Origin of the sequence: Phytohalomonas tamaricis, from assembly GCF_003012345.1 — a bacterium.
GTDB lineage: Bacteria > Pseudomonadota > Gammaproteobacteria > Pseudomonadales > Halomonadaceae > Phytohalomonas > Phytohalomonas tamaricis.
Genome location: NZ_PVRV01000019.1, coordinates 55,389 through 77,491, shown reverse-complemented (window position 1 = coordinate 77,491; position 22,103 = coordinate 55,389). Strand labels below are relative to the sequence as shown.

Annotated in this window: 21 protein-coding genes; 10 read left to right on the top strand and 11 right to left on the bottom strand. The window is 55.8% G+C overall.

Annotated elements, in window-relative coordinates:
* Window positions 1–15: 15 nt before the first annotated feature.
* Entirely contained in the window at window positions 16–372 is a 357-nt protein-coding gene (locus C3Z11_RS02350) for a hypothetical protein (protein WP_158700899.1), read from the bottom strand.
* A gap of 525 nt (window positions 373–897) precedes the next feature.
* Here C3Z11_RS02350 and C3Z11_RS02345 point away from each other — a divergent pair.
* Window positions 898–1,632, top strand: coding sequence for a DUF4396 domain-containing protein (locus C3Z11_RS02345; protein WP_106475921.1), 735 nt, complete (start codon window positions 898–900; stop codon window positions 1,630–1,632).
* Window positions 1,633–1,671: 39 nt separating this feature from the next.
* On the opposite strand, the gene C3Z11_RS02340 is transcribed toward C3Z11_RS02345, so the two are convergent.
* Complete coding sequence (locus tag C3Z11_RS02340; protein ID WP_106475920.1) at window positions 1,672–2,208, bottom strand: DNA-3-methyladenine glycosylase I; 537 nt, start codon at window positions 2,206–2,208, stop codon at window positions 1,672–1,674.
* A gap of 92 nt (window positions 2,209–2,300) precedes the next feature.
* On the opposite strand from C3Z11_RS02340, the gene C3Z11_RS02335 reads away from it, so the two are divergent.
* The 3 genes from C3Z11_RS02335 (at window position 2,301) to C3Z11_RS02325 (ending at window position 4,783) form a co-directional block, all read left to right on the top strand.
* Entirely contained in the window at window positions 2,301–2,777 is a 477-nt protein-coding gene (locus C3Z11_RS02335; RefSeq protein ID WP_106475919.1) for a GFA family protein, read from the top strand.
* A 226-nt stretch (window positions 2,778–3,003) separates the two neighbouring features.
* A complete protein-coding gene (gloA, locus tag C3Z11_RS02330; RefSeq protein ID WP_106475918.1) occupies window positions 3,004–3,444 on the top strand; it encodes a lactoylglutathione lyase in 441 nt (146 codons plus the stop codon).
* A 250-nt stretch (window positions 3,445–3,694) separates the two neighbouring features.
* The gene (locus C3Z11_RS02325) at window positions 3,695–4,783 is read left to right on the top strand and encodes a GGDEF domain-containing protein (protein WP_158700898.1); all 1,089 of its coding nucleotides are present in this window, start codon (window positions 3,695–3,697) and stop codon (window positions 4,781–4,783) included.
* A 16-nt stretch (window positions 4,784–4,799) separates the two neighbouring features.
* Here C3Z11_RS02325 and C3Z11_RS02320 read toward each other — a convergent pair whose 3' ends face one another.
* The gene (locus C3Z11_RS02320; RefSeq protein ID WP_106476917.1) at window positions 4,800–5,507 is read right to left on the bottom strand and encodes a phosphatase PAP2 family protein; all 708 of its coding nucleotides are present in this window, start codon (window positions 5,505–5,507) and stop codon (window positions 4,800–4,802) included.
* Window positions 5,508–5,658: 151 nt separating this feature from the next.
* Entirely contained in the window at window positions 5,659–8,505 is a 2,847-nt protein-coding gene (locus C3Z11_RS02315; RefSeq protein ID WP_106475916.1) for a valine--tRNA ligase, read from the bottom strand.
* 292 nt (window positions 8,506–8,797) lie between these two features.
* On the opposite strand from C3Z11_RS02315, the gene C3Z11_RS02310 reads away from it, so the two are divergent.
* On the top strand, window positions 8,798–10,429 hold the full coding sequence (locus C3Z11_RS02310; RefSeq protein WP_106475915.1) for a methyl-accepting chemotaxis protein: 1,632 nt from the start codon (window positions 8,798–8,800) through the stop codon (window positions 10,427–10,429).
* A 91-nt stretch (window positions 10,430–10,520) separates the two neighbouring features.
* Here the strand turns inward: C3Z11_RS02310 and C3Z11_RS02305 are convergent, their stop codons facing one another.
* The 4 genes from C3Z11_RS02305 to C3Z11_RS02290 all read right to left on the bottom strand — a co-directional run bounded on the left by C3Z11_RS02305 (window position 10,521) and on the right by C3Z11_RS02290 (window position 14,614).
* Window positions 10,521–10,952, bottom strand: a complete 432-nt coding sequence (locus C3Z11_RS02305; protein ID WP_106475914.1) for a DNA polymerase III subunit chi — start codon at window positions 10,950–10,952, stop codon at window positions 10,521–10,523.
* A gap of 79 nt (window positions 10,953–11,031) precedes the next feature.
* A complete protein-coding gene (locus C3Z11_RS02300) occupies window positions 11,032–11,778 on the bottom strand; it encodes a glucose 1-dehydrogenase (protein ID WP_106475913.1) in 747 nt (248 codons plus the stop codon).
* Window positions 11,779–11,860: 82 nt separating this feature from the next.
* Entirely contained in the window at window positions 11,861–12,961 is a 1,101-nt protein-coding gene (locus C3Z11_RS02295) for a branched-chain amino acid aminotransferase (RefSeq protein WP_106475912.1), read from the bottom strand.
* A gap of 153 nt (window positions 12,962–13,114) precedes the next feature.
* Complete coding sequence (locus C3Z11_RS02290) at window positions 13,115–14,614, bottom strand: leucyl aminopeptidase (RefSeq protein WP_106475911.1); 1,500 nt, start codon at window positions 14,612–14,614, stop codon at window positions 13,115–13,117.
* Between the two features lie 342 nt (window positions 14,615–14,956).
* On the opposite strand from C3Z11_RS02290, the gene lptF reads away from it, so the two are divergent.
* The 5 genes from lptF to bfr all read left to right on the top strand — a co-directional run bounded on the left by lptF (window position 14,957) and on the right by bfr (window position 20,050).
* Window positions 14,957–16,051: an LPS export ABC transporter permease LptF gene (gene lptF, locus C3Z11_RS02280; protein WP_106475909.1), complete on the top strand. Its 1,095-nt coding sequence runs from the start codon at window positions 14,957–14,959 to the stop codon at window positions 16,049–16,051.
* Window positions 16,048–17,112, top strand: a complete 1,065-nt coding sequence (gene lptG / locus C3Z11_RS02275) for an LPS export ABC transporter permease LptG (protein WP_106475908.1) — start codon at window positions 16,048–16,050, stop codon at window positions 17,110–17,112. The genes lptF and lptG overlap by 4 nt, the downstream gene beginning before the upstream one ends.
* A gap of 193 nt (window positions 17,113–17,305) precedes the next feature.
* Window positions 17,306–18,826 (top strand): acetaldehyde dehydrogenase ExaC, encoded by a 1,521-nt coding sequence (gene exaC, locus C3Z11_RS02270; RefSeq protein WP_106475907.1) that lies wholly within the window; start codon window positions 17,306–17,308, stop codon window positions 18,824–18,826.
* Between the two features lie 334 nt (window positions 18,827–19,160).
* A complete protein-coding gene (locus tag C3Z11_RS02265; RefSeq protein WP_106475906.1) occupies window positions 19,161–19,361 on the top strand; it encodes a (2Fe-2S)-binding protein in 201 nt (66 codons plus the stop codon).
* Window positions 19,362–19,552: 191 nt separating this feature from the next.
* Window positions 19,553–20,050: a bacterioferritin gene (bfr, locus tag C3Z11_RS02260; protein ID WP_106475905.1), complete on the top strand. Its 498-nt coding sequence runs from the start codon at window positions 19,553–19,555 to the stop codon at window positions 20,048–20,050.
* Between the two features lie 79 nt (window positions 20,051–20,129).
* Here bfr and C3Z11_RS02255 read toward each other — a convergent pair whose 3' ends face one another.
* From C3Z11_RS02255 to C3Z11_RS02245, 3 genes are read right to left on the bottom strand one after another with little or no spacing between them, the layout of a single operon-like run.
* Complete coding sequence (locus tag C3Z11_RS02255; RefSeq protein WP_106475904.1) at window positions 20,130–20,360, bottom strand: DUF1653 domain-containing protein; 231 nt, start codon at window positions 20,358–20,360, stop codon at window positions 20,130–20,132.
* Window positions 20,314–21,261 carry a tRNA cyclic N6-threonylcarbamoyladenosine(37) synthase TcdA gene (gene tcdA, locus C3Z11_RS02250; RefSeq protein WP_106475903.1) on the bottom strand — a complete coding sequence of 316 codons (948 nt, stop codon included), beginning with the start codon at window positions 21,259–21,261 and terminating at the stop codon, window positions 20,314–20,316. Before tcdA ends, C3Z11_RS02255 begins: the two co-directional genes overlap by 47 nt.
* Window positions 21,258–22,097 carry a pseudouridine synthase gene (locus C3Z11_RS02245; RefSeq protein WP_106475902.1) on the bottom strand — a complete coding sequence of 280 codons (840 nt, stop codon included), beginning with the start codon at window positions 22,095–22,097 and terminating at the stop codon, window positions 21,258–21,260. The genes tcdA and C3Z11_RS02245 overlap by 4 nt, the downstream gene beginning before the upstream one ends.
* Between the last annotated feature and the right edge of the window lie 6 nt (window positions 22,098–22,103).

Below are 22,103 nucleotides of genomic sequence, written 5' to 3'. Positions count from 1 at the left end.
ATGTTCAGCTGTGAGTTAGATCAGGCGAGGAGGGCGCCACAGACCGTCGGGGGCGCGAAAGACAGTCGGCGTGTCGGGTAGCAGGGCGACAATACGAACGGGACGTGAGGTACGAAGGGATAAAGACGAAGTGGAGAGATACAGCGCCGCGCCAACAGCACAGTTTTGCATAGCGGGGCACGTGTCACGCGAGTCAGGCTTTGACGAGGGCGCTTTGGCTATCACGTCACAATCATGCTGATCGAGAGTATCATGAGCCATGAAAGTGCCGGGCATCATGCGGCATTGCTCATCAACGCCCGACGACGCCTGCCCGAGAGCTGGCACCGATAGCGTCAATGCGACAATGAGAAGAAGCCTTAATACTTTCATGAAGTGATGCGAAACCTGCAAGTGGGAAAAATCAATGACAATAAGAGCGCTAAATAAAACATAAAGCGTAGAGCGGAGCAACAGTGAACGGCTGCTCTGACAATGAATGTAAGCATGATATTAGAGAATTTGTATCTAGCTTGAGTTGGTTAGCGTGACTAATGTGTTATGGGTGAAATCGAATGTTAATTAGCTATGTTGTGCACATAGGTTTGTGGAAGTATGAAGTGCTTGTCATGTTAAAAAGAAAGCCGCATTGCATGATATAAGCTGCTGATTTTACTCGCTATAATTAAGATGCATGACATTATTTAGCTGAATGAACTTAGCTAGAAAGCTTATGTTAGCGCGGCGCTTGAAAGGATAATAATGCTTTTAAGGAAAAGGTGTTTTTTGGATTAAAACATCGTGTGCTACTCATGGGCTTAATTTATCAAGCTAATTAAGCCGTGTGTTTATTCGTTCATGAATAATTGACTAGACTTGAAAAGCTCAGGTTTCTCAAAAGGAAAAGGAGTTCTTTGTATGATACCTGCCTGGTTAACGACCATTGCGTGGATTTCCGTGCTGTTGGGAATTGTCTGCGCTATTTACATTGCTATGGACGTGCGCCGTCATCCGCAACACATGAGCATCATGAATTATGTTTGGTCTTTATGTGCACTGTTCGGGCATGTATTGATTGTACCGTTTTATCTTAAATACGGCCGGTTGGCCGCCCATGAGGTGGCTCATCCGGCCATGCAGAATGATGAAACACCGCCGCATATGGCCAAGACACCGTTCCCGCTCAAGGTCGCCAAGGGCGCGTTGCACTGCGGTAGTGGGTGTACGCTGGGTGACATCATTGCCGAGTCGCTGGCGCTGTTCTTTCCGGTGATTGCCATCTGGTTCGGTTGGCAAGCGATCTTTGGTGAGAAGATGTTTGCCGTGTGGGTATTTGATTACATTCTGGCATTTTTACTCGGCGTGGCGTTTCAGTACTTCACTATCAAGCCCATGCGTGGCCTGTCACCGGGTAATGGTCTAGTGCAGGCTGTCAAGGCAGACTTTCTTTCGTTGACCGCCTGGCAGGTAGGGATGTATGGCTTCATGGCTTTTGCACATTTCTATTTGTTTGCCGTGGTGTTTGGGCAAACCCTGCATGTGGCATCGATAGAGTTCTGGTTCATGATGCAGATTGCGATGATCATCGGCTTTATCACCTCCTATCCCGTCAACTGGTGGCTGATCAAGCGCGGCATCAAGGAATCCATGTAAGTCGCCCATTACTTAAAATATGCCAGCGTACTGAAAAGGTTAGCTTGATGCCCAAGGTGGCATGGCGTTAAGTACCTGACATTGAACTGCACAGTCGTCGCGATGGGCGCCGGGCAGATAGCCGGTGCTCATCAGGAATTCATTGACGATCTCAGCCCCGGTAAAGCGAAAGGTGCGTTTGAACAACTTCATCCACTCCGTCAGCGTAAGGGGATGATGGGCGTCGAGCCAAGCCTTGAAACTGCCATAATCATGCTGCAGCTGCATGATCACTTGAGCATTATGAATGGCCGCGTCGACTTTTAAACGGTTGCGGATGATGCCGGCATCGTTAAGTAGACGTTCACGTTCGGCTTCGCCGTAGGCAGCCACTCGCGCTATCTCAAAGCCTTCGAAGGCGTCACGAAAGGCATCGCGCTTTTTCAGCACGGTCAGCCACGAGAGCCCCGCCTGATTGATTTCCAGCACCAACCGCTCGAACAGAACGTTATCGTCATCAACGGGAAAACCATATTCATGGTCATGGTAAGGGCCGTGAAAAGGATGGCCGGGGGCGCTGTCACAATAGCTGCTCATCGTCGTTCTCTTTTCGGTTCGTGTGCGGCAGGAAATGCTACGCTTTGCATGTTCAAGGTAATGCCACTGTTCAGCGTACAGGAGGATGACCGATGCATCTCGAAGGAAGCTGTCACTGTCAGGCGGTACGTTTCTCTGTCGAGGCCAATGCGCCCTATCCGTTCAATCTGTGCTACTGCAGCATCTGCCGCAAGACAGCCGGTACCGGCGGGTTTGCGATCAATCTCGGTGCCAAGACCGATACGCTAAGTATCGAAGGCAGCGAGTTCATCCGCACCTATCATGCCAGGATGCCCGATGGCTCGCGCTCCTCTGCTGAGCGCAAGTTCTGTGGCGAATGTGGCACAGCGCTGTGGCTGTGGTCGCCGGAGTATCCCGACATGCTCCATCCTCATGCCGGCGCGATCGATACTCCATTGCCAGTGCCACCTGAGCGCACCCACTTCATGCTCGGCTCGAAGCCGGAGTGGGTCACTGTCGCGGCCAGTGACAAGGATAAATGCTTCGCCGAGTATCCAGACGAGGCACTTGATGCCTGGCATGAACGTCTGGGCTTACAGGATAGCTGAGTTCCGTCGGGCTTCGCTGTTTACGGCGTTCAGGTTGAAAGATGGCAAAGGCGCCTCGGCATGGCGGTCACCGTGATCAGCGACGACGAGTAGACTACCGATGCCGCTGTGGCTTTGCCGGGAGGGTTAACAATAGGCATGCATAGTGGTTGGCATGCTATCGTTAGCGTCCTCAGTATGGCCCATGAAAGTGGGCCATTTATTGTCACTACTACTGGAGATGATCATGCAATACTTGCACACCATGGTGCGTGTTAACGATATCGATAAGTCGCTGCACTTCTACTGTGACCTGCTTGGCTTGAGCGAGGTTCGCCGTCTCGAGAATGATAAGGGCCGTTTTACCCTGATCTTCCTCGCCGCGCCCGAAGACGAGGCCAGCTCGAAAGATCACAAGGCGCCTGAGCTTGAGCTGACCTATAACTGGGACCCGGAGGAATACGACAGCGGACGCAATTTCGGTCACCTGGCCTATCGTGTCGATGATATTTATGCGACCTGTAAACATCTGATGGACAACGGTGTGACGATCAATCGCCCACCGCGTGATGGTCACATGGCGTTTGTTAAATCGCCGGACGGCATCTCGATTGAATTACTGCAGAAAGGCGAGGCACAGGAGCCTCAGGAGCCTTGGGTTTCAATGGAAAATACCGGTAGCTGGTAAGTCGTAATCGTGCGCGGCCGCGCTCCGGCCGCGCCTCCTGCACGTGTTTTTCTTACGCCCTTCTTGGCAACTTCCACGGACTATCTCTGCGTTACTTTATGCGTCCTATTTCTGGAGGCAAAGTGACGCGTTTCCCGCCGAGACAAAACGCTGATTCAAGTTATCCTGCCCTGCGGCCGATAGTGGGATGCGAAAAACCACCATACCGCCGATATCACCGCCTGATATCGTGACAGAAAGCAGGAATCTCATGAATGCAGGACGCATAACCTGGAATTTTTTCCGGCGACTATTTAAATTGCCTCCCGGACTTTCTGTCCAGAAGCGTCGTCAGTATGAAACGTTTATCCATATTCATCTGATAGCCGTCCTTGCCTTGGCGCTGTTGGTTACTCCGCTTGCGGTATGGCTGGGTGGGTGGCCACTGATATGGGGCGCTGGGGCAGGGCTCGCAGGCGGTGTAGGCGCGCTATGGGTGCATCAGCATGGCTACATCAATGCCTCGGTCGTCATCTTGCTGAGCGTTTTCACAGCGTTGACTCTCATCGGCATGCTGACTTACGGCATGCTGAGTGGTTTTGATTATTATTTCCTGCTCATTATTGTCGTGATCTATCTCAGTGATTTTTCGTCGCTGACAAAGGCCATCTGTACGGCCGGGTTCCTGCTGTCGATGAGTGGGCTGTATCTCTACATGCACATATGTGCCGGGCCTCTTTCACTGGTGGCACTGGACATGCATCCGCTTGTGAGCATTCTCAATCTTATTGTGGTCACGCTGGTCGCCGGTGCCATGTTGACCTGTGTAGGGCGCGTGGCGCGTCATCTTGAATATCTTTACCGCAATAGCGCGGCCTATGATTCCTTGACCGGCGCACTGAACCGGCGCGGCATCATGGCGAAAAGCGAGTGCTATCATCGCCAAGGCTGGAGCTATGCCGTCATGGTGATCGATGTCGATTACTTCAAGAAGATTAACGATATCTATGGCCATGCCTGCGGAGATGAGGTGCTGCGTCACCTAGTGAAATGCATGCGCGAAAGCCTGCGTGAGGGGGACGCGATCGGCCGGATAGGCGGCGAGGAATTTCTCGTTTTCCTGCGCGAGATGCCGCTGGGCGGTGCTGTATTCATTGGCGAGCGCCTGCGTTCACGTGTCGAGAAAACGCCATGTAGCGTTAATGGCGTCACGCTGCGTATCACGGTCAGTGTTGGTATCGCCGTTTCCGGTGCCGATCTGTCATTGAGTGCCGTCATCGAGCAGGCTGACCGGCGTCTTTATCAAGCCAAGCGCTGTGGGCGCAATCGGAGCGTGGCGCACGACACCGTCGAGGCGTGAGTGCGCCAGGCATGATTCAAGCGAATGGCAGGCGAAAGCGTTGTGCCATGCGGACAATTTCTTTGACACAGCGTGATGCCAGCGGCGTACACAGCACCCAGGGCAGCGCAATCAAGGCAATGGTCAGTGAGCCCATGTAGACATCGCTGAACCAGTGTGCACCTACCATGATGCGTGGTGCACTCAGTAGCACGACAAAGGCCATGCTCAACAGACCCACTCGGCGATCGCTAAAACGCAGCATGAAGGCGGCGAATACCATAAGCATCAGACCATGATCGCCCGGGAAGCTGTTCTTGGCCGAATCCTTGGTCGCAATGGTGGAGACAACGTCGGTCAGATGCCGGGCGTTGGCGAAGAACGCCGTCGGGCTGGGATGACCATAGCGAATGCCCTCGGTGGTAAACAGCGCCAGCAGGCCCGCCGTTAAAAGCATCGTCACGCCAATACCGAGCCAGCGCCAGAATCGCAGTGGTCGAGGGTCGCGCATGACCGCAAGCGCGAATAAAAGTCCCATGATGCCGAACGCGATGGCATCGAAGACACGCATGTTGAGTATCGCCAGCGTTTCGGACCAACGCATGTGATCGGGACTGATGAATTGATTGAAGAACCAGAAAATATCGTCATCGAGAGTAGTCCACAGCATGACGTGGGGTAGTCCCCAACTGATGAGCAGCACAATGCCCAGCGTATTGAACAACAAGATCCTGCGTAGTTTCATGACAGCGTGACCCATGAGGTTGTAATTCTTAAATTATAATTAAAGAACAGTGTTTCGTATATTTTTGTTGGTTGTCATTGTATGGGTTCAGCCATGAAAAAAGCCGCCCTTAGGCGGCTTTTTATCAACGCTTAATGTTTACAGGGAGAGTTTACAGCGAGGCAATCTTGTCGCGCTGTTCAAGCAGCAAGGTACGTGCTGTCTGCGCGTCCTTGAGTTTACCCTTTTCCTTATCGACGACCTCGGCGGGTGCCTTGGCGACAAAGCTCTCATTACCGAGCTTCTTCTCGATGCCCATGATCAGCTTGTCCTGCTTGTCGATTTCGCGTGCCAAGCGTGCCAGCTCGGCGTCTTTATCAATCAAGCCGGCCATAGGTACACGCACCTCCATCTCGCCCACCAACTGCACCGCCGAGACGGGGAGCTCATCCTCCGGGCGCAGATAGCTGACGCTTTCCAGCTTGGCGAGCTTGGTCAGCAGCAGTTCATTGCCGAGCAGACGCTCGCGGTCTGCTTGAGCGCCTTTGGTTAGATAGACCGTCAGCGGTTTGCCGGGGGCAATATTCATTTCGGCGCGGATATTGCGCACCGCGACGATCACGCCCTTGAGCCATTCAATGTCACGAATCGCGTCTTCATCGATACGTGACGCATCCGCCACCGGCCACGGCTGGGTCATGATCGTGGTGCCGGTCTCATCGAACGGTACCGCAGCCAGCACCGAGACGCGCTGCCAGATCTCTTCAGTGATGAACGGCATCATCGGATGGGCGAGACGCAGGATAACTTCCAGTACACGCACCAGCATGCGGCGCGTGCCGCGCTTGGCGGAATGATGCGCGTCCTCGTCCCACAGTACCGGTTTGGAAAGCTCCAGGTACCAGTCGCAATATTCGTTCCAGACGAATTCGTAGAGCGCCTGTGAGGCGTGATCGAAGCGATATTCTTCCAGCGCCTTGGTGACCTGTACTTCAGTCTGCTGCAGCCGTGAAATGATCCAACGATCAGCCAGTGAAAGAGCGATTTCACCGTCCGGGCCGCAATCCTCATTTTCGGTGTTCATCAGCACGTAACGCGCTGCATTCCACAGCTTGTTGCAGAAGTTGCGGTAGCCGTCGAGGCGGCCCATGTCGAACTTGATGTCGCGTCCGGTCGAGGCCAGTGACAGGAAGGTATAGCGTAGCGCGTCGGTGCCGTGGGGCTCGATGCCGTCGGGGAACTCGCCACGAGTCGCCTTGGCGATCGCCTTGGCCTTCTGCGGCTGCATCATGTTGCCGGTGCGCTTGTCGAGTAGGGTATCCAGCTCTATACCGTCGATCAGGTCGATCGGGTCGAGTACGTTGCCCTTGGATTTCGACATCTTCTGACCTTGGCTATCGCGCACCAGGCCGTGAACATAGACGGTCTTGAACGGTACCTCGCCGGTAAACTTCAAGGTCAGCATGATCATCCGTGCCACCCAGAAGAAGATGATGTCGAAGCCGGTCACCAGCGTGCTGGTGGGATGGAACGTTTCAAGCTCCGGTGTCTTCTCCGGCCAGCCGAGGGTGCCGAAGGTCCACAACCCCGAGCTGAACCAGGTGTCGAGCACGTCATTATCCTGGCGCAGCACAATCTCGGCGGCGAGGCTGTACTTCTCTCTCACTTCGTCTTCGTTGCGCGCCACATAAACATTGCCGGCCTCGTCGTACCAGGCCGGGATGCGGTGGCCCCACCACAGCTGGCGTGAGATGCACCAGTCCTGCAGGTCGCGCATCCAGGCGAAGTACATGTTCTCGTAGTTCTTGGGCACGAACTGGATATCGCCATTCTCGACCGCGGCGATGGCCGGCTTGGCCAGCTCTTCAACCGCGACGAACCATTGATCGGTCAACAGCGGCTCGATGATGACGCCGGAACGGTCGCCTCTCGGTACTTTCAAGGCATGATCATCGGTCTTGCCGAGCAGGCCGAGAGCGTCGAAGTCATCGATGATTTTCTTGCGTGCTTCTTCGCGGGTCAGGCCAACATAGTCCGCTGGTAGAGAGGCATCGAGCTCGGTGTAAGGCGTGCCATCGAAGTTGAAAATCTCGGCATGCTCGCGGATGCGTGCGTCCGGCGTAAGGATGTTGATCAGCACGCTTTGGTGGCGCTTGCCGACGTCATAGTCGTTGAAGTCGTGAGCGGGGGTGATCTTGACACAGCCGGTACCGAATTCACGCTCAACGTAGTCATCCGCGACGATGCGGATGCGTCGTTTGAGTAGCGGCAGCTCGACATATTTGCCCACCAGATCTTGATAACGCTCGTCGTCGGGATGCACTGCCACGCAGGTGTCGCCGAGAATTGTCTCGGGACGGGTGGTGGCGACAACGATGTAGTTCTTGCCCTCGGCGGTGGTGGCACCGTCAGCGAGCGGGTAACGGAAGTGCCACAGATGGCCCTTCTCGTCGACGCTTTCGACTTCAAGATCGGAGATGGCGGTGAGCAGTGCCGGGTCCCAGTTGACCAGACGCTTGCCGCGGTAGATCAGGCCCTCGTCATGCAAGCGCACAAATACTTCCTGAACTGCCTTGTAGAAGCCGTCGTCCATGGTGAAACGTTCGCGCGTCCAGTCGGCACTGGCACCCATGCGTCGCAGCTGACGCGTGATGTGACCGCCCGATTCCTGCTTCCACTCCCAGATCTTGTCGATGAACGCCTCACGTCCGAGGTCGTGGCGCGACTTGCCTTCCTCGGCGGCGAGCTTGCGCTCAACCACCATCTGGGTGGCAATGCCGGCGTGGTCGGTGCCGACCTGCCACAGCGTGTTGTGGCCCTGCATGCGCTTAAAACGGATCAGGGTGTCCATCAGCGTATCTTGAAAGGCGTGGCCCATGTGCAGGTTGCCGGTCACGTTGGGCGGCGGAATCATGATCGAGTAGGGAGCACCTTCACCGGATGGCGCGAAACGTGCATCCGCTTCCCACTGCTTGTACCAGCGGGTTTCGATCGCTTCGGGTTGATAGGTTTTTTCCATGGGCTGACTGACTCGCTTTGAACGTGGTGGCACTCGCTGCGCAAGAAACAGCGCAGAAGCGAACGATAAATGGCAGCAAGTATAGCGCTACACGGGCGCTGCCGTCATGACGGAGCGGGGATAGAGAGATATGTTAAAGTTTGTAACGGTAAGGACGATAATAAGGCGTTGTTCCCCCTTTGATTTAAGAATACAGCAGCATAGCGCATCGCTTCGGGGCCTCTCTCGTCAGCGGCAGCCGCTATTGCCTGTTGATCAGTGTCGTAACGCCGTCCAAAGATGAGAGAAAATCGTGGAATTAGCGCAGGGTCACCATAACCAACTTCCTCGCGAGGCCGCAGTGTTGGCCAAAGCGGGATCTTCCAAGCAACTGAAGCACAAAGCTTCCTCTATGACAGTACGCAAGCAGCTAGGGCTGGGCATCGGTGTGCTGTGGCTGATTTTGGTCGGCATGTTGCTGATCAATGCCTGGCAAAGTCGCCAGTCGATACATGCCGAGCGCGAGCAAAGCATGGTTAACGTTGTCGGCATGGCTAAAACGCTGATGGCGTATTATGAGAGTCAAGTTAGCAGTGGCGTAATCAGCGAGACAGAGGCCAAGCGTCGCGCCGCTGAGGAGATCAGCGCGATGCGCTTTGATGGCGATAATTACGTTTATGCCGTTGATGGTAACCTGAAGATTTTCAGCCACCCCAAGCGTCCCACCGGACAGGATGTCGCGCAGGTCGAGGATCCTTACGGTGTAAAAATTTTCCAGACGGTAGTCGAAAAGGGGAGCCAGGAGGGGAGTGGGTTTGTTAGTTACAGTTCGAACTTTCCCCGTGATGGTGAGAAAACGCCGCAGGTTAAAGCGTATGTTGCCGAGTACAAGCCGTGGAATATCTATGTGGTCAGTGGCGTCTTCATGGGGGATATCAATTCAATCGTCAAGGCGCAGCTGATCAAATCCGGGATAGTGGCGCTGATCGCTGGCGCGCTGGTGACAGCGGTGTTCTGGCTGCTGATCAATAATATCCTGCGTCGTCTAGGCGGTGAGCCAAGCTATGCGGCAAGCGTGGTCGAGCGTATTGCCGGTGGTGATTTGACCGCGCCGGTTGAGTTGCGCTCAGGCGATAATTACAGCCTGTTACATGATATCAAGCGTATGCGTGACGGGCTAAGTGAGTCGGTACATGCCATTCATCGCACCAGTTCGGCTGTTGATCATGGCGCAGGCGAAATTGCCTCCGGTAATCAGGAGCTTTCCTCGCGTACCGAGCAGCAGGCCTCTGCATTGCAGCAGACCTCTGCGAGCATGGAAGAAATTACCGCCACGGTACGTCAGAGCGCCGACAGTGCCGATCAGGCGCGCCAGTTGGCTCGTCAGGCGACCGAAACATCAAGGATCGGTCAGGACGCGATCACCTCGGCGGTCCGTTCGATGAGCGATATTACGGACGGTGCTCGCAAGATTACCGACATTATCTCGTTGATCGACAACATCGCTTTCCAGACCAATATTCTGGCGCTTAATGCCTCGGTCGAGGCCGCGCGTGCCGGTGAGCAGGGAAGAGGCTTCGCGGTGGTCGCAGGTGAAGTACGCCAGTTAGCCAACCGTTCGGCCGACGCCGCACAGGACATCAAGACGCTGATTGAATCGTCTAATCAGCAGGTCACCGAGGGAGCCGCGCGCGTAGGTACGGCCAACGAGCGGATGCAGGAAATCGACGTGCAAATCCAGCGCATGACCGATCTGCTCGGTGAGATCGCGGCAGCGACTCGCGAACAGACGGGGGGGATTGAGCAGATTACTGAAGCCGTCAGCCAGATGGATCAGACGACTCAGCACAACGCCGCCCTGGTCGAGCAGACTGCCGCTGCCGCCAGCGAGCTGGAGCAGCGCTCACTTGAGCTGCGCCAAGTAGTCGGCCGTTTCAAAATTTAAAAGCGATAACAACAAAAGCCGGCGCCTGCGCCGGCTTTTTTGTGTCCTGCAGTGCTTGCCATGGCAGCTTCCCCGCGACCCAACATCGCTATCACTTGTCGATATTGTGCGCCTTGACCGGATAGCCGCGACTTTTATAGGTCTGCCAGCAGGCGCGCTTGGCGGTCAGTACGTCCTGGTGCTGGTTGATGATTTCGGCAACCCGTTCAAAGTGTGAAAACCACTCAGGAATTTCGGGATGGAGATTGAGCAGTGCCTCAATGCCCGGTTCGGGCACCTGTTGCCAGCCAATCGTCACTGGCACCTTGGGGTCCATATCTGCATCCATCAGCGCGTGAGGTACATAGGCATCGGGCCTGAACGTCCATAACTTATCGTCAAAGGCACGCGCCATGGCCTCATCTTCGGTATGAACGTGGAGACGATACCCTTTGCGAAAAATGGTCTCGGCCAGGCGGCAGGCGAAATCGAAGCGTGCTTCAAGTGTGGTGTGGGGGAGAATATAGAAATCGATCTGAGTCATGTGAGATTAGCCTGGAAAGTACCTGCGTTTGCCGACTTTTCAGGCTAAACCTGGTGCGGCTTGAGAGGCAAACAGACGGCTATACGCCGCCGTCGATGTCGAGGCGGGCACCGGTGGTGAACGCGGCTTCATCACTGGCCAGCCATAGAATGCCGTAAGCAATTTCATCTGCTTCGCCCGCGCGCCCCATCGGAATGGCCTGGCTCGATTTTTCCGGCTTGCCGGGGTTGCCGCCGCTGGCGTGGATATCGGTCTTGACGACGCCAGGGCGTACGGCATTAACGCGAATACCTTCGGCGGCGAGCTCCTTGGCAAGCCCTTCGGTGAAGGTATCGATGGCGCCCTTGGAAGCGGCATAGTCAACGTATTCACCCGAGCCGCCGCGGTGTGAGGCCGCTGACGAGACATTGACGATAGAGCCGCCGTTGCCGCCGTGGCGGGTCGACATGCGCTTGATCGCCTCACGCGCGCAAATGAACGGGCCGGTGACGTTGACACGCATCATGCGATCGACACGTTCAAAGCTCATCGCCTCGACGCGGGACACCTGATCGACAATGCCGGCATTGTTGACCAGCACATCGACACGGCCCAGCTCGCGATCAACCGTTTCGAACAGCCTGACGATGTCGGACTCAACCGCCATGTCGGCCTGGACAGCGATGGCGCGCCCGCCGCTACTCTCGATGTTCTGGACGACCTGATCAGCCGCAGCACTATTGGCACGATAGTTGACGGCGACCGCATAGCCCTTTTGAGCCGCGCGTAGCGCGGTTGCCGCGCCGATGCCCCGGCTGCCGCCGGTAATGATCATAACCTTGCTCATCGCTTTTCCTTGCCTATCTGCCGGGTGGCTTTGAACGGGGGCAGGCGGGCGACAGTATCGGCCGCCCGCCTGAAAACACACATCAGGCGAGGCGTGTCAGCCAGCCATGCTTGTCTTCACTGCGACCGTACTGCAGGTCGAGCAGCTGTTTGCGCAGCGACTTGCCCACTTCGCCGCCGCTGCCGGACGTACAGGTGATGCGCTCGTGTTCGCTGACCAGCTCACCGATGGGCGTAATGACCGCCGCCGTGCCGCAGGCGAACACTTCGCTGATCTCACCCGAGGCTATGCCGTCACGCCACTCATCGATGCTGATTTGACGCTCTTCGGGCTTGAGCCCGGCATCCTTGGCCAGCGTGAGCACCGAGTCACGGGTCACCCCTTCCAGGATAGTGCCGGTAAGAGCGGGAGTGACAATACGGCCATCCTTGAACACGAAGAACAGATTCATGCCGCCGAGTTCTTCAACCCATTTATTCTCGACGGCATCGAGGAAGGCGACCTGGTCGCAGCCGTGAACTTCGGCTTCCTTCTGGGCGGCTAGCGACGCCGCGTAGTTGCCGCCACATTTAGCGAAACCGGTACCACCGGGCGCGGCGCGATTGTAGTTCGAAGACAACCAGATCGAGACCGGTTTGACGCCACCCTTGAAGTAGGCCGCCGCCGGCGAGGCGATCACGTAGTAGTCGACTTCCTTCGAGGGGCGCACGCCAAGGAATTTCTCGCTGGCGATCATGAATGGACGCAGGTAGAGGCTTGATTCCTCCGCTTCGCTGGCCGGAGTAGGTACCCAGTCGACATCCTGAGCAACCAGCGCCTTCAGCGAGCCGATGAACGTTTCGGTATCGAGTTCGGGCAGAGCGAGACGACGCGCCGAGGCGCGAAAGCGTGCGGCATTCTTCTCGGGACGAAATGTCCATACCGAGCCATCGGCGTGGCGATAGGCTTTGACACCCTCAAAAATTTCCTGTGCGTAATGCAGTACCGATGCAGCAGGATCGAGCGTCAGCGGACCGTAAGGGCGGACTTCGCTGCTATGCCAGCCGTCATCCTTGGTCCAGCGTACATGCGCCATGTGGTCAGTAAAAAAGCGGCCAAAGCCAGGGTTAGCCAGGATTTCCTTACGAACGTTGGCGTCGGTCGGATTGGCGCTGGGCTTTACGTCAAAGCCTGAAGTGGACACGGTCGTGATTCTCCATTGCTACGTTTGCAGATAAATCGGTTGATTTTCAGCAGGCACTCAGCGTTATCTGAGGAGGTCTGTTGGAAAGGTCACTTAAGAATGACATAAGCACCTCAAATCGAGAAAGCCCGATTTGAGGTGCGTGTTTATCGTTTACTCAGCAGTGCTTGCGATTTCAGCTTCCCGATCGAAGATGTATTGCGACAACAGGCCTACCGGTCGGCCGGTGGCGCCTTTCTTGCCTACCCAGGCGACGCCGGCGATATCGAGATGCGCCCAGGGATACTGCTCGGCAAAACGTGACAGATAGCAGGCCGCCGTGATTGCCCCTGCCGCACGACCGCCGATGTTGGCGAGGTCGGCGTAGTGGGAATCGAGCTGCTTCTGGTATTCATCCCACAATGGCATGTGCCAGGCGCGGTCCCAGGCGGTTTCCCCGGCCTCAAGGATATCGAGCGCCATATCGTCGTCGTTGGAGAATAGGCCGATGGCATGGGCACCCAGTGCAACCACACAGGCACCGGTCAGTGTGGCGATGTCGACCACGCTGGCGGGTTTGAAGCGCTCGGCATAGGCAAGCGCATCGCACAGCACTAGGCGGCCTTCGGCATCGGTATTGAGGATTTCGACCGTTAGCCCCTTGAGCGTGGTGATAATGTCGCCGGGTTTGATGGCGCGGCCGCCTGGCATGTTTTCAGCGGCGGCGATAATGCCGATGACGTTGACCTTGGGCTGGGTGGCCAACACGGTCTGCATTGTCCCGAGCACGCTTGCGGCCCCGCACATGTCGAACTTCATCTCGTCCATGTCGGCGCCGGGCTTGAGCGAGATGCCGCCGGTGTCGAACGTGATACCCTTGCCGATCAGCACATGGGGCGCTTCGTCATCGCCGGCACCCTTGTATTCCATCACGATCAGCCGTGGTGGTTCGACACTGCCCTTGCCGACGGCGAGAATGGCGCCTGCACCCATCTCTTCCAGCGCTTTTTCGTCATGAATGGTGACGCTCAGGTTGCCGTGCTGACCCAGCGCGGTAGCCTGCTCAGCCAGATAACGCGGTGTACAGACATTGCCAGGCAGATTGCCGAGCTGGCGGGCCAGATTGATGCCATCACCGATGGCAGCGCCCAGCTTGACGCCGGCTTCGACAGCACTGGCTTCGCCAGGATCGCTGACGAGTAAGGTGAGATGCTTGAGGCTTGGCGGTTCGCTCTTGGTGGTCTTGAAGTCATCAAAGCGGTAAAGCGCTTTATTCGCGACTTCTCCGATCATGCGCGCTTTCCAGTTAACCTCGCTGGTGCCCAGATCCGTGTCGGTAAAAGCGATCGCGGCATCGTCGATCGGCAGCTTGAGGAGCGCACTCATGGCGGCCTCAAGCGCACTGCGAAACCGCGATTCGGTCAGCTTGTCCTGCTCGCCGCAGCCGACCAGTAGCAAGCGGTCGGTATTGAGGCCGGGGGCGAACGGTACAAGCTGGGTATTGCCGAGCTCAGCATTGAAATCGCCGCGCTCGATCAGTTGTCCAATCAAACGCTCACTGGCGTCATCAAGCTTTGCCGTGGCAGGCGTCAGTTCGCCTCCCTTGAGAATGGGCACAACGATACAGCCCGCTTCTGCTTTGGCTGGATTGGCGGTGAGAACGGAAAATTCCATGATGTCTCCACAAGACTTAGGGACTTCTCCACAAGACAAAGGTCTGAGGATTCGGGATAATGCCGGCGTCCGGGAATCTCTTGATCATACGCTGCTCAAGCGCCTGCCCGGAAACGAAGACTGGCTCAACGGGTCTTCTTGGTCGACCCTGAACAGGAATCGCCGCGTTGCCAGGTGCGATGCCCGCGATTGCTCAGTGTACGCAAAGCCTTGTGTTCTTGCATGATATGAACACGCACATGTCGCCAGCGGGAACGGCTGGACGTGGGTTCGGTAAACTCTTCATGACGCGTACGTGCCTGGTTAAGAGCCGTTTCGCCACGGAGCAAAGGGAGCCTGTGCTTGATTGTTGTTCGCTATTTGATTCGTGAAATACTCCTGACCATGATGGCCGTAACGGGTGTGTTGCTGCTGGTGATCATGGGCAGTCGATTCATTCGCTACTTTGCCTCTGCGGCCGAAGGCGATTTTCCTGCCTCGCTGCTCGGCAGTCTGATGCTGTCGCGTATCCCCGGCTTCATGGAGTTGATTCTCCCGCTGGCCTTTTTTCTCGGCATCCTTCTCGCCTATGGCCAGCTTTACCTCAACAGTGAAATGACCGTACTTCGGGCCTGTGGTGTTAGCTCGCGTCGGCTATTGAGTATTACCCTCTGGCCAGCGACGCTGGTCGCGCTTTTGGTGGCGGTGTGTAGTCTGTGGCTCACGCCCTATGGTCTGGCGCATAACGAACGTGTGTTGACCGAACAGAAGCAGCGCGCCGATTTCAGCCTGTTATCCCCCGGACGGTTTCAAACTGTCGAGGGCAACCGGACAGTTTATGCCGAGGCGATTACCCAGGACAGTAGTCACATGGAGGATGTTTTCATTGCCGAGCGAGAGACGCGCAGCGATGGGACTTCCGTGCCGGTGGTAACGCGTGCGCAAAGCGGTTATCAGGTCAACGATGACGAGGCGGGAACGCGCTATTTGGTATTGTCCAATGGCGAACGTTATAGCGTCTCGCCGGGTGACGCCGAATCCGAGCGGCTTCAGTTCGATACCTATGCCGTGCGCCTTGATCGCGCTGAACCACCGGAGGAATTTGACGATGCCGAACTGTTGCCCACCTCCGTGCTATGGTCCAGTGATGATCTTGAGGCGCGTGCGGCTCTGCAGTGGCGTATTTCGCTGATTCTTATGGTGCCTATTCTGACCCTGATCGCCTTGCCGCTGGCTAAGGTCAATCCGCGTCAGGGACGTTTTGCCAAGCTGTTGCCCGCTATCTTCTTGCATATCAGCTACTTGAGTCTGCTGCTTGCTGCTCAGAATGCCGTGGGTGAGGGCCAGCTGTCGCCAACCATTGGGCTGTGGCCCATTCATGCCGTGTATCTTGTTGTCGGGCTTTGGCTGCTGGGACTAGGCAGAGGCATCATGTCGCGCAATAGGGGGCAGGGCTGATGTTTGATCGTCTCGACCGCTATATCGCACGCAATGTGCTGAGCGCCATGCTGGTGGTTCAGGTCCTGATCCTCGGGCTTGATCTGGTGATCACTTACATCAACGACTTGAGTGACATTGAGGGCGATTACGGTGCCTTCGATGTGCTGCTGTACTTGTTGATGCGTCTGCCATGGCGTTTTTATGAATATGTGCCGGTGGGCGTGCTGTTAGGGGCCTTGCTAGGGCTGGGGTCGATGGCTTCAAGCAATGAGTTGACCGTAATGCGTGCGGCCGGTCGATCCCTGACGCGGATCCTGTGGGGCGTGATGAAGCCGCTGGGTCTGGTGATTGTGCTGACTATGGTGGTGGGTGAATTCGTGGCGCCCCAGACCGAGCAGTACGCTAACGCCTGGCGTACAGTCAAGCAGGAGGGGGCCGGCGCCGTGACAGCGCAAGGTGGCGGCTGGCAGCGTGAAGGCGATAGCTTCTATCGGTTTGGTTCGATACGCTCCGATAACACCATCATCAGTGTCGATCGCTATCATTTCGATGGTCAGCGGCTTGATGAGGCACTACATGCCGATCGGGCGGTTTACGACAATGGAACTTGGCAACTGCAGGATGTGCGCATTACACACCTGACAGCGGAAGCAACGCGGGCGGAAACACTGCCCAGCATGACGTGGCAAACGTCCATGCAGCCTGATCTGTTACGCCTTGTCATTACCGACAAGGAGAGTCAGTCGCTGCGTGATCTGTGGCGCTATGGAAACTACCTACAGAGCCAAGGGACCTCGGCGTCGAGTGTATGGCTGTACTTCTGGCAGAAGGTCTTGCAGCCGTTGGTGTTGGCGGGACTGGTACTGGTGGCAGCATCGTTCATCTTTGGTCCGCTACGCACCGTTGCTGCTGGCACCCGAGTATTTTACGGCATCGTGACGGGACTGGTCTTTAAATACACTCAGGATCTGCTGGCGCCAGCATCGACAGTGTTCGGCTTTTCACCGATCTGGGCGGTATTGGCGCCTACGATAATTTGTTTTGCGCTGGGGCTGATGATGCTGCGACGAACCGGCTAACGGTAAGTGGGAAAGGTAACCAAGGCGTTCCAGGTAGGCTGGAACGCTTTTTTTATCGCAACTCAACCTTCCATTCAAACGCCTCGGCCCGGGATTGTCGCTTAGACAATGGTTTTTTGCGTTATGCCTAGTACCGCCATAGGCTGGATCGGTGCTCTAAGGGTTAAATGTTATTTTATAACGGGAGGCGGTTATGAAATATGCAAGGCCTGGCCATTCCGAGGCGCTGATGTCCTTCAGGCAGCGCTACGAGAATTTTATCGGCGGTGAATGGGTGGCTCCCACTGAAGGTCGCTATCTGGAGAATATCACGCCAGTCACCGGGGAAGTGTTCTGCGAAGTTCCCCGCTCCAGCGCGGCGGACATTGATAGTGCGGTCGAGGCGGCTACCAAGGCGGCGCCGGCGTGGGGTAAGACTTCACCCGCCGAGCGTTCCAACGTGCTGCTGCGGATCGCCGACCGGATTGAGCAGAATCTGGAAATGATTGCCGTGGCTGAAACCTGGGACAACGGCAAGCCGATTCGCGAATGCCTCGCTGCCGACATTCCACTACTGGTCGATCACTTTCGCTATTTCGCGGGCTGCATCCGCGCCCAGGAAGGGGCGATCAGCGAAATCGATGCCAATACGGTCGCTTACCATTTTCATGAACCCTATGGCGTGGTCGGGCAGATCATTCCGTGGAATTTTCCGCTGCTGATGGCGGGCTGGAAACTCGCTCCGGCGCTGGCGGCAGGTAACTGTACGGTGCTCAAGCCCGCCGAACAGACACCGGCTTCGATCAATGTGCTGCTTGAATTGATCGGCGACCTGATTCCGCCTGGCGTAATCAATGTGGTGCACGGTATCGGCGAGGAAGCCGGTGAGGCGCTTACGCGCCATCGCGGCATCGCCAAGCTGGCGTTCACCGGTTCCACGCCGGTCGGTGGCCATATCATGGCGCGCGCCGCCGAGCGAATCATTCCTGTGACGCTGGAACTAGGCGGTAAATCACCCAGCATCTATTTCGAAGACGTGATGAGCCTCGGCGATGATTTTACTGCCAAGTGCGTCGAAGGGCTGATGATGACCTTCCTCAATCAGGGCGAGGTATGTACCTGTCCATCAAGAGCCCTGATTCACGAATCCATTTATGAGCCGTTGATCGAGCGGGCGATTGAACGTGCCAAACGGCTCAAGCAGGGCGATCCACTCGATACCGACACCGAGATCGGTGCCCAGGTGTCCAAGGAACAGTTCGACAAGATCCTTTCCTATATGGATATCGGGCGGCAGGAGGGGGCTGAGTTCCTGCTCGGCGGTAGCAAGACGTCACTGGAGGGCGATCTGTCCGGAGGCTTTTATATCCAGCCGACAATGCTCAAGGGCCACAACAACATGCGGGTCTTTCAGGAAGAGATCTTCGGCCCGGCGCTGTCGGTCACCACGTTCAAGGATGAGGCGGAAGCACTGGCGATCGCTAACGACACCCAGTTTGGTCTTGGCGCAGGCGTATGGACAGGCGATATCAACCGCGCCTATCGCATGGGGCGGGCGATTCAGGCTGGACGGGTATGGACCAACTGTTATCATCAATATCCCGCACATGCGGCATTTGGCGGTTATAAACAGTCCGGTATCGGCCGTGAAACCCACAAGATGATGCTCAATCATTATCAGCAGACCAAGTGTCAGCTGATCTCCTACGATCGCAGCCCGCTGGGTCTGTATTAACGGGGACCACGTAGGCGAAGCTATTCATGGATGGGTTGAGTCATATCACAGCCATCTCTGAGCAAATGCATCAGATAAATACCAAATAGCGAGTGGGTCACGGTATGTGCTGATAACGCTATTGAAGGTCCAGGAGGCGAATGGGAAACCATTCGCCTTTTTTATTCAACACTTTAGCCATGTTTGAGGCAGGTGTTTGCATCGAAAGGGCAGAGGGGGTATGTGAATGACGCCGTTGTGCATCCAAATCTAAATGAAAACTTTTCACAGTTAGATCCTTGCGCTTCTTTATGAGAATCATTTACATTCTAAATCTCAACGCGGAGGACCTTTCATGTACGTCTGCTTGTGTAAGGGTGTTACTGATCGTCAGTTGCAAGAGGCAGTGAGTGATGGCGCACGCTCTTGGAAAGAGGCGCGTGAAATGACGGGCTGTTCTACCCAATGCGGTAAATGTGCCTGTGTTGCTAAGGCGGTGGTACGCGACGCCATCCTGACAGAAATGCAGAATTACGATCTGGCTTACGCCGTTTGAAACATTGTGTTCTTTGTGGACATTTTAATCGAATGACAGATTAGAATTGTTCGCATTATCGGTTTTCAACCGTGGTTAAAAAATAGGTTCGCAAACTCGATTTTTCACCATGCGTGATAGATACTGCTCGCACAGACGTAGTAGAACGTCATGCGCTGCGACGTGTTTCCAAAAAGCATGGGGAGAAAAGCATGAAAGGCGATCCGAAGGTTATCGAATATCTTAACAAGATCCTGGGCAACGAACTGGTCGCTATCAACCAGTATTTTTTGCATGCTCGCATGTATCGCAATTGGGGGCTGCAAGGGCTCGCCAAGTGGGAATACGAAGAATCGATCGATGAAATGAAGCATGCGGATACGCTGATCGAGCGCATTCTTTTCCTCGACGGCATGCCCAACCTGCAGGATCTTGGCAAGCTTCACATCGGCGAAGATACGGTCGAAATGCTCAAGGCCGATCTCAAGATTGAATATGAAGGCCACGCCGATCTGCTTGAGGCCATTCCTTACTGCGAGTCTGTACGCGACTATGTTACCCGCGACATGCTCAAGGAAATCCTTGAAGAAGAAGAAGAGCACATCGATATCATCGAGACCGAGCTGAGCCTGATCGACAAGGTTGGTTTGGCGAACTACCTGCAAAATCAGATGCGTCCGGCCGATGAGCGTGACGAAGGCGACGACTGATTTCACAGTGTATGAATAAAAAGGCCGCAGCATTATGCTGCGGCCTTTTTATTTGTACGCTCACAGCCTGATTAAAGCGTCATGTGAATGTCTTGATCAGTTCAAAGCGTGATACTGGTTCACCTTGAACGTCCACGGTTTCGGTAAACATGGCCAGTGGCCTTACCCACAGGCCGTAGTCACCATACAGAGCACGATAGACCACCAAGGCCTCTTCGCTTTCGCTGTGGTGTGCCACGCCCAGCACTTCGTAGTCCTGGCCCTTATAGTGTCTGTAGATCCCGGGCTTCAGGAACGTCGTCTCGTGCATAAGATTCTCCTTGGTGGGCATCATCGTCGTGCAGGGAGGAGGTACGCTGCGCCAATTCGTTGAGTTGGGCAATGACACGAGCAGCGGCAATGAAGCCAAAGGTGCCGGTGACGAAGGTGGCCGCACCGAACCCTGACGCGCAATCGAGTCGTGTTGCCTCACCGCTGGTCGGTTTGCGTACGCAGACATCACCATTGCTATCGGGATAGCGGCGCTGTTCGTCGGAAAAAACGCAGGCAATCGAGAACCGACGCTTGGGATTACGTGAATAATTATAATCGCGACGCAGTTTTGATCTGACCTTGGCCAAAAGCGGGTCGTGCTCGGTACGGGTGAGATCAGTGACACGAATACGTGTCGGATCGATCAATCCTCCCGCACCGCCAATGACAGTAATCGGCAGTTTGTTGCGCTTGCAGTAGGCGATCAACGCGGTCTTGGCGCTGACGCTGTCGATCGCATCGACAATATGGTCAGCATCGAGAGGGATACGCTCGGCAACATTAGTCGGCGTCACGAAGGCGGTGACGGCCTCGATGTGGATGCCGGGATGAATGGCGCGGGCGCGTTCGGCCAGCACCTCGACCTTCGGGCGGCCAATGGTGCCATCAAGGGCGTGCAACTGGCGGTTGATGTTGGATACGCAGACATCGTCAAGGTCAATTAGTGTCAGCTTGCCGATGCCAGAGCGAGCCAGCGCTTCGACGGTCCAACTGCCGACACCGCCGACACCGACCACGACAACGTGAGCCTGGGCTATATTCGATACAGTGGCCCGGCCATAGAGCCTGCGAATGCCACCAAAGCGAAAATCATAATCCTGCTGAGTGTCGCTCGGCTGGCTGCTGTCCTGCTCGCCTTGAGGGTGATGTTGACCTTGTGTGGTGAAATCGTGGCTCATTCGATGTTCTCGCGAGTAGCGTTCCTGGTGAGAGCGGAAGGCTCAAGAAGACCGTCATGCGTCTTAAGTGATGCTGTCAATGCTGGCGCTGTATCCTGCCAGGCGACGTGAGCGACTGGATTATGTTGCGCCCAGCCGAAGCGGTTAAGTAACACGGCGAAGTTGGCTTCGACCGGCGCGCTCAAGCACAAGGTGCGCCCGATGACCGGATGCCAGATCGTCAGGCCTACGGCAGCGAGCAGGAGTCGACCGGCATCGAGCCGGTCACGGAAGAAGCGGTTATGCACGCCTTTGCCATGCTTGGCATCGCCGATGATCGGATGACCACAGTGACTCAAGTGGCGCCGAATCTGATGGCGTCTGCCTGTCAGCGGCACCGCTTCCATCAGCGAATAGCGGCTCGTCGGATAGCGATCGACGTGAACAGTCAGTTCCACACTGTCGAGTCTCTTCACATGGGTGACCGCCGCCATGGCAGGCATCTCATGCTTGGGACGTTTACCGTCCTCTTCACGAAGCGGCCAGTCAAGCTGGGCCTCCTGCGGGCCGATTCCGCGTACCACAGCAAGATAGCGCTTATGGACGCGATGCTGGCTGAATTCCTCGGCGAGCGCGGCTGTGATACTGGAATTAAGCCCGAAAAGCAAGAGCCCTGACGTCGGCCGGTCAAGACGATGAACAGGATAGACTCGCTGGCCGATCTGGTCACGTAGCTGCTGCAAGACAATTTGCGGTGCATTGCGGTCAAGCGCACTGCGGTGAACCAGGGCACCGCTAGGCTTATGCACGACGATAAGCGCGTCGTCGCGATAGACGATAGGCAAAGGAGCGAACATGGCGAA